The sequence below is a fragment of the Brevundimonas sp. EU05-FHT14B11 genome (assembly GCF_058790835.1).
In genome coordinates this window covers 195,638-208,380 of sequence record NZ_JBYTCY010000003.1, presented here as the reverse complement: position 1 = coordinate 208,380, position 12,743 = coordinate 195,638, and the positions used below count along the sequence as shown (strand labels likewise).

Below are 12,743 nucleotides of genomic sequence, written 5' to 3'. Positions count from 1 at the left end.
CAAGCGAGAGCCTGATTCACGGCATCGATGGACCGCGAAGCGATCCCTCTCACCCGATCAGGCTCTGGTTGGGATAATGGACGAACCCGCGTCGGGGTTCAGGCGGAGGCCGCGAAAGTGCGGTCCTCGGTCAGGCGAAGGGGCCTGACCACGTCGTCCAGCGGCGGTTCCGCGAAGGGGCGGCGTGCCAGCAGGTCGCCATAGACGTCCAGATAGCGGCGGGCCATGGCTGTGGATGAGAAGCGCAGCTCGAACCGCGCCCGGATGGCCTCGCGATCCAGCAGGTGCGCACGGCCGGCGGCGGCCACGGCCTGCTCCAGGGTGTCGACCAGGAAGCCGGTCTCGCCGTCCTCGATGATCTCGGGCGTCGAGCCGCAGCGGAAGGCGACCACCGGCGTGCCGCAGGCCATGGCCTCGATCATCACCAGGCCGAAGGGCTCGGGCCAGTCGATGGGGAACAGCAGGGCCTCGGCCCCGCCCAGGAAGGCCGACTTCTGGTGGTCGCCGATCTCGCCGATGAACTCGACCAGCGGGTTGGCCTCGACCATCGGCCGGATGACGGTTTCCCAATAGGCGGCGTCCGCGGCGTCGACCTTGGCCGCCATCTTCAGCGGCTTGCCCAGCCGCGTGGCGATCTCGATGGCCCGGTCCGGGCGCTTCTCGGGCGAGATGCGGCCGAGGAAGGCGAGATAGCCCTCGGGCCTGTCGTTGAAGACGTAGAGGTCCGCCGGCATGCCATGATGCACCGTGGCCTTCCAGCCGGCGAAGGGCAGGGGGCGGCGCTGGTCGTCGGAGATCGACACCAGGCCGAACTGCGGCCAGCGCTGGTAGACCCCGGCCAGGTCCTTGAGATCCAGCCGTCCGTGCAGGGTGGTGACGGTCTTGTCCGCCCACCGCTCGAAGAACGGGAAGTGGATCATGTCGGTGTGGAAGTGGATGATGTCGAAGTCGTCGGCGCGCTTCAGCACCTCGGCCAGCATGGTCATGTGGGCGGCGAGGTCGGATTTCAGCGGCGCGGGGTCCAGGCGGATCGCCTGGTCGCGCACCGGGACCAGCCGCGCCCGGGTCTCGGCCTCGGCGGAGGCGAACAGGGTGACGTCGTGCCCCAAATCGACCAGGGCGTCGGTCAGATGGGCGACGACCCGTTCGGTTCCGCCGTAGAGCTTGGGCGGCACGGCTTCGTACAGCGGCGTGACTTGCGCGATCTTCATGGCTCAGGTTCCCGACACCCGACGGGGCGCCGGATTGTCCAACTGTCTCGCAAGTGCGAAGTTCCGCGAACGCGGATTTTTCCTGTGCAAACTGCGCAGGTTACGGCGCGCTCAATGTCGGATACCGCACATTTCTCCGACGGTTAGACCGCCAGCCCCGGGTCGCCTTCCAGGACGTCCTGCCTCAGCTCTGGACGTTCCCCCGCCTTCCAAAGCGAGACGCGGTGAACCACGCGATAGCGCAGCGGTCCGCCGTCGTCCGTCTCGGCGCGCTCCAGCGGTATGGGCATGCAGACGAATTCGGTTTCCAGTTCATCCGGCGAGGCCCGCACCGTCGTGTAGCCGTGGCCGGCGTAGTCCAGGAATTCGAGGTGCGGGGCCAGCTCGGGATTGCTCGCCGCGCGCGCCTGGGCGGGATCTCCCGTCTCCTTCAGGACCAGCGACGACCGCACCCCGTGCATCAGGGTCATGTTCCAGCTGCACTCCATCGCGCCGTCGGGCCGGTCGTGGATATTGAGCGCCCGCAAGGGACGGTCCTTCGGCATGGTCAGCTGCTGGACCTCGCTCAGGGTCTGGGCCGAGATCGAGCCGGTGACGAACTCCACGCCGACCGGATCGAAGGCGCGCGGCGGCAGGGTCTTGGAGGGATAGCCGGCCCAGAAGGCATGCCGGTCGCCCGCGACGATGGTGAAGCCCGTGATCCCTTCCTGGCGGACCATGTCGAAGACCTCGCCGTGCTCGAGGCCGTAGGCGCCGGTCGTCACGCCATACCCTGCGCCCTTCGGCCACTGGTCCGCGAACGCTTCGGGCAGGTTCTGGGGATCGGTGCGGCCCGTCAGCGTGCCGAAGGAATGACCCCAGATCTTCCACGGGGCCTGGGCGGCGCGAAGCCGGTCCTTGAACCAGGCCATCTGCTCAAGGCCGAGGTAGGCTTCCGGCGGCGCATCCATGTGCGGATTGGGAAACTCGATATCGTCGCCGACGTGAATGACGGCCGGCGGATGGCCGCCCGCGTAGTCGCGGGCCTGATCCAGGGCTTCAAGCATCTGTTCGGGCATGGCGCCGAACTTGATCGCCGGAAGTCCCTCATAGCTGCCGCCCGGCGACCCGAACGACCGATTGTCGGTCAGGATCATGTCGACGTTCTTGCCGTACCGGAACGCCCGCTGGATCTGCAGCGCCCTGATCGCGGCCAGATTGTTGGGCTCCAGCCCGACGCCCCGCGCGTCCAGCTCGGCCAGCGGCTTGTTCTCGACCGGCGGCGCCTCGAAGACGTCGCCGGCGCCGGGTTTGCGGACGCGCGCGGGCTGGTACTCGTACCAGGCCTGGCTGGCCGCGACCTTCAGCGTCTGGGCCGGCCGGATCTCGCCGTTGATGATCTGCTGGCTCTGGTAGGAGCGCCAGTTGAACTCGTGATTGTCCCAGACGGGAACGAACGGCCACCGGGCCCGGGCGTCCTGCAGGTCGGGGTCCGACAGATAGCCCTTGTAGGCCGTGCGGTAGTCGTCAAGGTTCGCCGGGATGTGGAAGGTGCTGACCTTCTCGCCGGTCGGGTAACGCACGATGTCGCGCAGGCGCCGGCCGCGCTCCACGCCGTTCGGCCGTTCCTCGGGATACCAGACCAGTTCATAGATGAAGTCGCCCAGATGCAGGACGAAGCCCAGCTGCTCGGCGCGCGGTCGGCGCGCGTCCTCGTGGATCATGCGGCGATAGGCGTTCAGGGCGCCCTGGGTGACGTCCTGGCAGCTGACGAAGGCGAACGTCACCGGCCGGTCGTCGTCGTCCGCCGGCGCCGTCAGGGTGCGCCCGACGCGGCTGGCGTTCCCCGCCTCGTCGATGAAGCGGTACCAGTACTCCCGCGCCGGCCTCAGTCCCGCGGCCAGGAAGCGGCAGGTCCAGTCGGTCGCCGGGGTCACGGCGACGTCGCCGCGCGCGACCACCCGCGCGAACGCGGGATCGTCGGCGACCTCGACCGTCAGGCGGTGGGACGCCGCGCCCTCGTCCGGCTGGCGGCGCGTCCACAGGATCACGCTGTCCGCCCGGGGATCGCCCGAGGCGACGCCGTGGGGAAACAGGTCGCGACGTTCGCCGCGCGGGACCGGCGCAGCCCGCGCGGACGTCGGTCGGAACGCCAGCGCCGCGCCCAGCGCAGCAGCCTGGGCGGCGAACGCGCGCCGCGACAGTGAGACCTTGTCCATGTCGTCCTCCCGCGGCGAGCAGGCGCTCGCCGCGACGACCGGTCAACTTACAGTCTCGTAACGCGGGTCGCCCGTTTCCGGAGCGGCTCGGCGCGAGCGGCCTACTGCATCCCGGCGCGGATTTCGGCGCGCAGGGCGTCGATCGAGCGCAGGCCCTGGTCCGACTTGAACCGCCAGTAGGTCCAGCCGTTGCAGGCCGGGGCGTTCTCGAACAGGGCGCCCATCTTGTGGATCGAGCCGCTCAGTTCGCCGGAGACCAGCGAGCCGTCGGCGCGGACGCGGGCCTCGCGCTCGCCCTTGGGGCAGTACAGGCGGTCGCCCGGACGCAGCAGGCCGGCCTCGACCAGGGCGCCGAACGGCACCTTGGGCTCGTTGCGCTTGGAGCCCATGACGGCCAGGTCTTCCGGCGCGGCCGGGATGACGGCCTTGATGCGCTTCTCGGCGACATCGGCGTAGGTCTCGTCCCGCTCGATGCCGATGAAGTGGCGGCCCAGCCGCTTGGCGGCGGCGCCGGTGGTGCCGGTGCCGAAGAAGGGATCCAGCACCACGTCGCCCGGCTTGGTCGCCGACAGCAGAACGCGGTGCAGCAGGGCCTCGGGCTTCTGGGTCGGATGGGCCTTCTTGCCGTCGGCGTCCTTGATCCGCTCCTCGCCGGTGCACAGGGCCAGCGTCCAGTCCGAGCGCATCTGGGTGTCTTCGTTGAAGGCCTTCAGGGCGTCGTAGTTGAAGGTGTAGCGCTTCTGCTCGCGGCTACGGGCGGCCCAGATCAGGGTCTCGTGGGCGTTGGTGAACCGGGTGCCCTTGAAGTTCGGCATCGGGTTCGACTTGCGCCAGATGATGTCGTTCAGCACCCAGAAACCCAGGTCCTGGATCGCGGTGCCCAGGCGGAAGACGTTATGATAGCTGCCGATCACCCAGATGGAGCCTTCCGGCTTCAGCACGCGGCGGCACTCTTTCAGCCAGGCGCGGGTGAAGGCGTCGTACTCGGCGAAGCTGTCGAACTTGTCCCAGTCGTCATCGACCGCATCGACCTTGGAGTTGTCGGGGCGCAGCAGGTCGCCACCCAGCTGGAGGTTATAGGGCGGGTCGGCGAAGACCATGTCGACCGAGGCGTCCGGCAGCGAACGCAGCACCTCGATGCAGTCGCCCCGGTGGATGACGTCGGTCTTGAGTTCGGACATGGAAACGCGGCCCCGGCACAATGAGAACCGACAGGGTGAATCCTTACGGTTAAGGCGGGGTAACCGGCGAGTCGGCTCGTCGCCTCGAAATAAGCCAAGGCCAAGCTGGGGCTTTGCCGGTGCGGGGGCGTTGGGCTGTCAGCTCATCCCTTACCGTCAGGACTTCTCGACATGGCCGCTTCGAAAACCCTCTCGCCCGGAACCGGGGGCGAGACCCATCAATCCGCGTCCACGCCCGAGACTCGCCTGACCACAAATCACGGCGTGCCGGTCAGCGACAACCAGAACTCCCTCAAGGCCGGTCCGCGGGGGCCTTCCCTGCTGGAAGACTTCGTCCTGCGCGAGAAGATCCAGCATTTCGACCACGAGCGGATCCCCGAGCGGATCGTCCACGCTCGGGGCTCGGCCGCGCACGGCTTCTTCGAACTGACGGAAAGCCTCGCCGACTTCACCACCGCGAAGATCCTGACGGAGGTCGGCAAGAAGACGGAGCTGTTCACCCGCTTTTCGACGGTCGCCGGTGGGGCCGGATCGGTGGACACGCCGCGCGATGTCCGGGGCTTCGCGGTCAAGATGTATACGGTCGAGGGCAACTGGGACCTCGTGGGCAACAACATCCCGGTCTTCTTCATCCAGGATGCGATCAAGTTTCCGGACCTGATCCATGCGGTGAAGATGGAGGCGGACCGGGGTTACCCGCAGGCGGCCAGCGCCCACGACACCTTCTGGGACTTCGTCGGCCTGATGCCGGAATCGAGCCACATGATCATGTGGGCCATGTCGGACCGGACCATCCCGCGCTCGCTGCGCATGATGGAGGGGTTCGGGGTCAACACCTTCCGTCTGATCAACGCGGCGGGCGATGCGACGTTGGTCAAATTCCACTGGCGTCCCAAGCTGGGCACGCAGTCGACCTGCTGGGACGAAGCGGTGAAGATCGCCGGCGCCGATCCCGACTTCCACCGCCGCGATCTGTTCGAGGCCATCGACAAGGGCGACTTCCCCGAGTGGGAGTTCGGCGTCCAGTTGCTGACGCAGGAAGAGGCCGACGCCCTGCCTTTCGACGTGCTGGACGCGACCAAGCTGATCCCAGAGGAGCTTTATCCGATACGGATCGTCGGCCGGATGGTGCTGGACCGAAACCCCGATAATTTCTTCGCCGAGACGGAACAGGTCGCCTTCCTGCCGACCAATATCGTCCCGGGCATCGACTTCTCGGAAGATCCGCTGCTTCAGGGGCGGCTGTTCTCCTATCAGGACACCCAACTGTCGCGGCTGGGCACGCCGAACTTCCATCAGATTCCGATCAATCAGGCCCGGGGCTGCCCGTTCCAGAACCTGCAGCGCGACGGTCAGATGCAGACTTTCGTGCCCAAGGGGCGCGCCAACTATGAGCCCAATAGCCTGGCGGACGCCGGGGAAGAGGGCGGCCCGCGCGAGGACCCCAAGGGCGGCTTCCGCAGCTTCGCGGCGCCGGTCGAGGCGGCCAAGATCCGTATCCGGGCCGACAGGTTCGCCGATCACTACAGCCAGGCGCGCCTCTTCTTCCGGTCACAGACCGAGATCGAGCAGGCCCACCTCGCCAGCGCGCTGGTCTTCGAACTGTCCAAGGTAACGATGGACCACGTTCGCAATCGGGTGCTGGGCAACCTGCGCAACATCGACGAGACCCTGGCCGCGCGGGTCGCGGATGGTCTGAACGTTCCGCTCCCGGGGGCCAATGACGCCGCCAGCGCGCCGTTCGACATGGACGCTTCGCCCGCCCTGCGCATCGTCGGCAAATATCCCGATACTCTGAAGGGGCGAGCCGTGGGCATCCTCGTCACCGACGGCGCGGACGGCGCCGTGATCGACGCGGTCAAGGCCGCGGCGGAGGCCGAGGGTGCGACGGTCAAGATCGTCGCTCCCAAGATCGGCGGCGTGAAGCTGAAGGGCGGCAAGAAACTGAAGGCCGACGGACAGCTGGCGGGGACGCCGTCCGTCGTGTTCGACGCCGTTGCGCTGGTGCTGTCGGAGGCGGGCTGCGCGGCGCTGTTGAACGAAGGCGCCGCCGTGGATTTCGCGGCCCATGCCTTCGGTCACCTGAAGGCGATCGGGCATACGGCTGAAGCCCAGCCGCTGCTGGACAAGGCCGGCGTCGTGGCGGATGCGGGGGTGATCGATCTGGCGGATGGCGTGGACGCCTGGCTCGAACCCGCGCGCACCCGCCAATGGGAACGCGAGCCCAAGGTGCGCATGCTCGCCTGAGGCCGCGCGGAAGCCCGCATCTTCACCGTATCGGGAAAGTGCGGGCGAACCGCGTTGCGGGCGGAACCGTCACAGGCGCTCACGTTTTGTTACGCGCTCGGCCTCGCCTTGCCGCGCCTTGCGGGGTAAGCGGGGCGCATACGCCGCGAGCGGAGCGAATCCGCCGCGCACAGACCACGGTTCAGGGGCTGTCTATGACGCAGTGGGTGTACGGTTTCGGCGGCGGCTCGGCCGACGGCGACGCTTCGATGAAGAACCTTCTCGGCGGCAAGGGCGCGAACCTGGCCGAGATGTCCTCGCTGGGCCTGCCGGTCCCGCCGGGCTTCACGGTCACCACCGAAGCCTGCAATCATTATTATGCGCAGGGGCAATCGTATCCCGCCGACCTCGCCGCCCAGGTGAAGGCTGGGCTGGCCAAGGTCGAGGGCATCGTCGGCAAGACCTTCGGGGACGCGAAGAACCCGCTGCTGGTCTCGGTCCGCTCGGGCGCCCGCGCCTCGATGCCGGGGATGATGGACACGGTCCTGAACCTGGGCCTCAACGATGAGACGGTCGAGGGACTGGCCGCGCTGAGCGGCGACCGCCGCTTCGCCTTCGACAGCTACCGCCGCTTCATCACCATGTACTCCAACGTGGTGCTGGGCCTCGGCCATGACGATTTCGAGGGCGTGCTGGACGATCACAAGGATCGCCTGGGCGTCACGGTCGACACCGACCTGACGGCCAAGGACTGGGAGAAGGTGGTCGCCGACTACAAGGCTGTGGTCGAGCGCGAACTGGGCCAGCCCTTCCCGCAGGACCCGCACGACCAGCTGTGGGGCGCCGTCGGCGCCGTCTTCGCCAGCTGGATGAACGACCGGGCCAAATTCTATCGCCGCATGCACGACATCCCCGAAAGCTGGGGCACGGCGGTGAACATCCAGTCGATGGTGTTCGGCAATATGGGCGAGACCTCGGCGACGGGCGTGGCCTTCACCCGCAACCCGTCGACCGGTGAAGCCCGGTTGTACGGCGAGTTCCTGATCAACGCCCAGGGCGAGGACGTGGTCGCCGGCATCCGCACGCCGCAGTCGCTGACCAAGGCGGGTCGCGAGGAGATGGGCGAGACGGCGCTGTCGATGGAAGAGGCCATGCCGGTCGTCTTCGGCCAGTTCGTCGAGGTCGTCGGGCGGCTGGAAAGCCACTACCGCGACATGCAGGACATCGAGTTCACCGTCGAGCAGGGCCGTCTGTGGATGCTGCAGACCCGGAACGGCAAGCGCACGGCCAAGTCGGCGCTGAAGATCGCCGTCGATCTGGCCAGCGAAGGCGTGATCTCGCAGGAAGAGGCCGTGTCGCGGGTCGAGCCCGCCGCCCTGGACCAGCTGCTGCACCCGACCCTGGATCCGAACGCCGAGCGCAAGGTGGTCGCCGCCGGCCTGCCGGCCTCGCCGGGCGCGGCCACGGGCAAGATCGTCTTCGACGCCGACGAGGCCGAACGCCTGGCCCAGCTGGGCGACGCGGTCATCCTGGTGCGTGAGGAAACCAGCCCCGAGGACATCCACGGCATGCACGCCGCCCGGGGCATCGTCACGGCGCGCGGCGGCATGACCAGCCACGCGGCGGTGGTCGCGCGCGGCATGGGTCGTCCCTGCGTCTGCGGCATCAACGAGCTGTCGATCAACGACAAGGCCGGGACCTTCACGGCCCGGGGGCGCACCTTCAAGGCGGGCGACATCATCACCATCGACGGCTCGAAGGGCGAGGTGCTCGAGGGCGCTGTCGCGATGATCGAGCCGGAGCTGACGGGCGATTTCCAGACCCTGATGGCCTGGGCCGACAAGGTCCGCCGCCTGCGGGTCCGCGCCAACGCCGAGACCCCGCTGGACGCCCGCACCGCGCGCGGCTTCGGCGCCGAGGGCATCGGCCTGTGCCGGACCGAACACATGTTCTTCGACGACACCCGGATCGCCGCCGTGCGCGAGATGATCCTGGCGGACGACGAGGCCGGACGCCGCCTGGCGCTGGCCAAGATCGCGCCGTTCCAGAAGGCCGACTTCGTCGAGCTGTTCGAGATCATGTCGGGGTTGCCGGTGACGGTTCGCCTGCTGGACCCGCCGCTGCACGAGTTCATCCCGCACACCGACGAGGACATCGACGCCCTGGCCGCCGGGTCGGGCCTGGACGCCGCCAAGCTGAAGCGCCGCGCCAAGGAGCTGCACGAGACCAATCCGATGCTGGGCCACCGCGGCTGCCGCCTGGGCGTCGCCTATCCCGAGATCTATGAGATGCAGGTCCGGGCGGTCATCGAGGCCGCGCTGGAGGTGAAGAAGAGCTCGGGCGTGGCCCCCATTCCGGAGATCATGCACCCGCTGGTCGCCCTCGGGCTGGAGATGAAATACCTGCGCGAGCTGACCGACCGCACGGCCCAAGCGGTCTTCGCCGAAGCCGGCGACACGGTCGAATACCTGGTCGGCACCATGATCGAACTGCCGCGCGCCGCGCTGCGCGCCGGCGACCTAGCCGAACACGCCCAGTTCTTCAGCTTCGGCACCAACGACCTGACCCAGACCACGTTCGGCATCAGCCGCGACGACTCCGGCCGCTTCCTGCAGGCCTATATGGACAAGGGCATCTTCGAGACCGATCCCTTCGTCCGCCTGGATCAGGAGGGCGTCGGCGACCTGATCCGCATCGCCGCCGAGCGGGGCGGGGCGGTCCGGTCCGACATCAAGATGGGCATCTGCGGCGAACACGGCGGCGACCCGTCCTCGATCGCCTTCTGCGAGGAGGTCGGCCTGAACTACGTCAGCTGCTCGCCCTATCGCGTGCCGATCGCCCGGCTGGCCGCGGCGCAAGCCGCCCTGCACGCCCGTGCGGGGACCGAGCGCGAAAAAGACCGGTAACGCTGGGCCGTAGCCAAGGCCTGGATCGTCAGGGGCCTGCTCTCCGCGGCTGCGGTTATCGCGCCCGTGGGCGGCTATTGCATTCGGGTGGCTGAGACCGGCAATGCCGAGACAGCGATAGATGGACTGGCTTGGGGATTGATCGGCACGCCGGTGGCCTTGATCTGTCTTGCGTTCAGCTTCCGCGCCTCGGCGATCGGCCGGCTGGGGCGGCTGGCCGTCGCGACGGTTGCCGTCCTGCTGATGTGGCTCGGCGTCCTTGGAATCGCCAATATTTAGTCATTTTTAGTAGAACGACGTCTGTGCCTGTTGGTCCACAGTCGTTGGCAAGTCGCGTTTGCGGTCTGGAACTCGACCGTTCTGACCCCATTTGTATCCTCGCTGGATGGGGCCGGTGACCGCAGAAGTCACCGCATCTAGAGGATACATAAACTATGCGTAACTTTCTTCTCGCAACCGCTGCTCTTACTCTGATTTCGGCGCCCGCTATGGCGCAAAGCATTTCGAATCCTCAGTATCAAGGGTCGATCGGTTACACGGGCATCGACGCCGACGGCGCGACCCTGGGCGCGATCACCGCGCGCGGCGGCGCCAAGCTGAGCCGCTACTTCGGGGCCGAGGCCGAGCTGTCGGTCGGCGTCAAGGATGACGACGTCAACTTCGGCGCCATCCCGGGCAAGGTCGAGCACCGCTATGACGCCGCCGCCTATGGCGTGGCGACCCTGCCGGTGACCGAGAATTTCGAGCTCTTCGGCCGTCTCGGCTACGGCACCACCGAACTGAAGACCTCGGCGGCCGGCCTCTCGGGGTCGAACAGCACCGAGAGCGTCAACTACGGCGCCGGCGCCAACTACTTCTTCGACGGCCAGAACGGCGTCCGCGCCGACTGGACCCGTCGGGACTTCCGCGGCCGTGACGGCATCGAAGCCGACACCTGGGGCCTCGGCTACGTTCGTCGCTTCTAAGACGACTAGGTCCTGAAAAGACGAAAGGCCCGCGGCGCAAGCCGCGGGCCTTTTTCGTGGTCCCTGACAGGGGTCAGGCGACGCCGGGCTGCAGGGCCCAGCGCATCGAGCCTTCGCCGAACGGACGGAAGAAGAGGTCGCGGTAGCGTTCGAACGCCTCGACGATCTTGGAGGCCAGGTCCTGGGCGACGGTCTCGCCGCGCTGTCGCTTCATGGCGGCCACGCACTGGACCACGTCCTGCTGGTGAGCCGAACCGCCCATGCGCTTGAGCACCGCGGCGATATCCAGGGCCAGCGGATCGACGGCCTTGCTCCAGGGATTGGTGTTCTGAGCCATGCGGGACACCCCTTGTTCTCAACACTGGCGAACCGGTCGCAAAAACCTGCGTGGGATGCAAGCGTGACCGCGAATTCGTGATCAGGGCGAGCGGGGGAGCCCCTGTGGGCGCACGGCGTTCTTCCGTCATGACCCGAGCTCTGATCCCGGCCTTCGCCGCCGTCCTGCTGATCGCCGCCTGTGATCGCCAGACCGTCAATCCGCCCACCGAACCGGCCGCGCCGATCGCCACGCCCGAGGCCGCTCCGCCCGCCCCGAAGCCGCCCGGGGTCGGCACGGTCATGCCTGGAGCCGGACCGGCCAGCTTCGTCGGCCGCTGGGCCGGGAACCTGGCCTGGTGCGCCAACACCAGCGGCGCACACCAGCCCGTCCTCCTCACGCCGCTGCGGTTCGAAGGCTATGAGAACAGTTGCGCCATCACCTCGCTGGACCAGGTGGTGGACGGCTACGAGGTCACCCTGGCCTGCCAGGCCGAGGGCGGGGCCTCGCGCGAGCGCGTGCGCCTGTCGGTGCAGGATGATGTGCTGCGCCTGACCTGGCTGAACCGGAACGAGGCGGTGCTGTTGCTCAGGCGCTGCCCGGCGGCCCCCGTCGTCGACGAAGGCCAGCCGGCCGGCTGATCAGTTGAACAGGAAGTTCATCACGTCGCCGTCCTTGACGACATAGGCCTTGCCTTCCGCCCGCAGCTTGCCGGCCTCGCGGGCCTTGGCTTCACCCTTCAGCGCGACGAAGTCCTCGTAGGCGATGGTCTCGGCGCGGATGAAGCCCTTTTCGAAGTCGGTGTGGATCACGCCGGCGGCCTGCGGGGCGGTGTCGCCCACGTGGATCGTCCAGGCGCGGGCTTCCTTGGGACCGACGGTGAAGTAGGACTGCAGGCCCAGCAGCTTGTAGGCCTCGCGGATCAGGCGGTTCAGGCCCGGCTCGGCTAGGCCCAGGCTTTCCAGAAACTCGGCCTGCTCCTCGGGGTCGAGGACGGCCAGTTCGGAATCGATCTTGGCCGAGATGACGACGGCGTTGGCGTTGTCCTCGGCGGCGCGCTTGGCGACCAGGTCGGACAGCTCATTGCCCTTGTCGGCCGAGCCTTCGTCGACGTTGGAGACGTACAGGGCGGGCAGGGAGGTCAGCAGCTGCAGCATGTGCCACGCCTTCTCGTCCTCCTTGTCGACCTTGACCACGCGGGCCGGCTTGCCGGCGCGCAGGGGCTCCAGCGCCATGTTGATCAGGCGCAGGGTCTGCTGGGAGTCCTTGTCGCCGCCCTTGGCCTTCTTCTCGACGTTGACGACTCGCTTCTCGAGGCTTTCGAGGTCGGCCAGCATCAATTCGGTCTCGATGATGTCGAGGTCCGAGATCGGATCGATGCGGTTTTCGACGTGGGTGATGTCGTCGTCGATGAAGCAGCGGGCCACGAAGGCCACGGCGTCGCAATCCCGAATGTTGGCCAGGAATTGGTTGCCCAGGCCCTCGCCCTTGGACGCGCCGCGCACCAGGCCGGCGATGTCCACGAAGGTGATCCGCGACGGGATGATCTCTTTCGACCCGGCGATGGCGGCCAGGGCCTCCAGGCGCGGCTCGGGCACGGCCACGTCGCCGGTGTTCGGCTCGATGGTGCAGAACGGGTAGTTGGCCGCCTGGGCCGCCGCCGTCTTGGTCAGGGCGTTGAACAGGGTGGACTTGCCGACGTTGGGCAGGCCGACGATCGCGACTTTAAGGGCCATGGGT

Annotated in this window: 10 protein-coding genes; 5 read left to right on the top strand and 5 right to left on the bottom strand. The window is 67.7% G+C overall.

Annotated features, from left to right (window positions below; genetic code table 11):
* Positions 1-98: 98 nt before the first annotated feature.
* From AC3WRV_RS14200 to AC3WRV_RS14190, 3 genes are all read right to left on the bottom strand, one after another.
* Positions 99-1,211, bottom strand: coding sequence for a glycosyltransferase family 4 protein (locus AC3WRV_RS14200; RefSeq protein WP_492313760.1), 1,113 nt, complete (start codon positions 1,209-1,211; stop codon positions 99-101).
* A gap of 143 nt (positions 1,212-1,354) precedes the next feature.
* On the bottom strand, positions 1,355-3,409 hold the full coding sequence (locus tag AC3WRV_RS14195; RefSeq protein ID WP_492313759.1) for an alkaline phosphatase D family protein: 2,055 nt from the start codon (positions 3,407-3,409) through the stop codon (positions 1,355-1,357).
* Positions 3,410-3,510: 101 nt separating this feature from the next.
* Positions 3,511-4,590, bottom strand: coding sequence for a site-specific DNA-methyltransferase (locus tag AC3WRV_RS14190; RefSeq protein WP_492313758.1), 1,080 nt, complete (start codon positions 4,588-4,590; stop codon positions 3,511-3,513).
* A gap of 171 nt (positions 4,591-4,761) precedes the next feature.
* On the opposite strand from AC3WRV_RS14190, the gene AC3WRV_RS14185 reads away from it, so the two are divergent.
* The 4 genes from AC3WRV_RS14185 (at position 4,762) to AC3WRV_RS14170 (ending at position 10,687) form a co-directional block, all read left to right on the top strand.
* Positions 4,762-6,837 (top strand): catalase, encoded by a 2,076-nt coding sequence (locus AC3WRV_RS14185; protein ID WP_492313757.1) that lies wholly within the window; start codon positions 4,762-4,764, stop codon positions 6,835-6,837.
* 194 nt (positions 6,838-7,031) lie between these two features.
* Positions 7,032-9,722: a pyruvate, phosphate dikinase gene (ppdK, locus tag AC3WRV_RS14180; RefSeq protein WP_492313756.1), complete on the top strand. Its 2,691-nt coding sequence runs from the start codon at positions 7,032-7,034 to the stop codon at positions 9,720-9,722.
* An 87-nt stretch (positions 9,723-9,809) separates the two neighbouring features.
* Positions 9,810-10,001: a hypothetical protein gene (locus AC3WRV_RS14175; RefSeq protein ID WP_492313755.1), complete on the top strand. Its 192-nt coding sequence runs from the start codon at positions 9,810-9,812 to the stop codon at positions 9,999-10,001.
* Positions 10,002-10,210: 209 nt separating this feature from the next.
* On the top strand, positions 10,211-10,687 hold the full coding sequence (locus tag AC3WRV_RS14170) for a porin family protein (protein WP_492313754.1): 477 nt from the start codon (positions 10,211-10,213) through the stop codon (positions 10,685-10,687).
* Positions 10,688-10,760: 73 nt separating this feature from the next.
* On the opposite strand, the gene AC3WRV_RS14165 is transcribed toward AC3WRV_RS14170, so the two are convergent.
* On the bottom strand, positions 10,761-11,024 hold the full coding sequence (locus AC3WRV_RS14165) for a hypothetical protein (RefSeq protein WP_291835285.1): 264 nt from the start codon (positions 11,022-11,024) through the stop codon (positions 10,761-10,763).
* A 128-nt stretch (positions 11,025-11,152) separates the two neighbouring features.
* On the opposite strand from AC3WRV_RS14165, the gene AC3WRV_RS14160 reads away from it, so the two are divergent.
* Entirely contained in the window at positions 11,153-11,644 is a 492-nt protein-coding gene (locus tag AC3WRV_RS14160; protein WP_492313753.1) for a hypothetical protein, read from the top strand.
* Here AC3WRV_RS14160 and ychF read toward each other — a convergent pair whose 3' ends face one another.
* Positions 11,645-12,739 carry a redox-regulated ATPase YchF gene (gene ychF / locus AC3WRV_RS14155; protein ID WP_492313752.1) on the bottom strand — a complete coding sequence of 365 codons (1,095 nt, stop codon included), beginning with the start codon at positions 12,737-12,739 and terminating at the stop codon, positions 11,645-11,647. It lies immediately after the preceding gene.
* Positions 12,740-12,743: the final 4 nt, after the last annotated feature.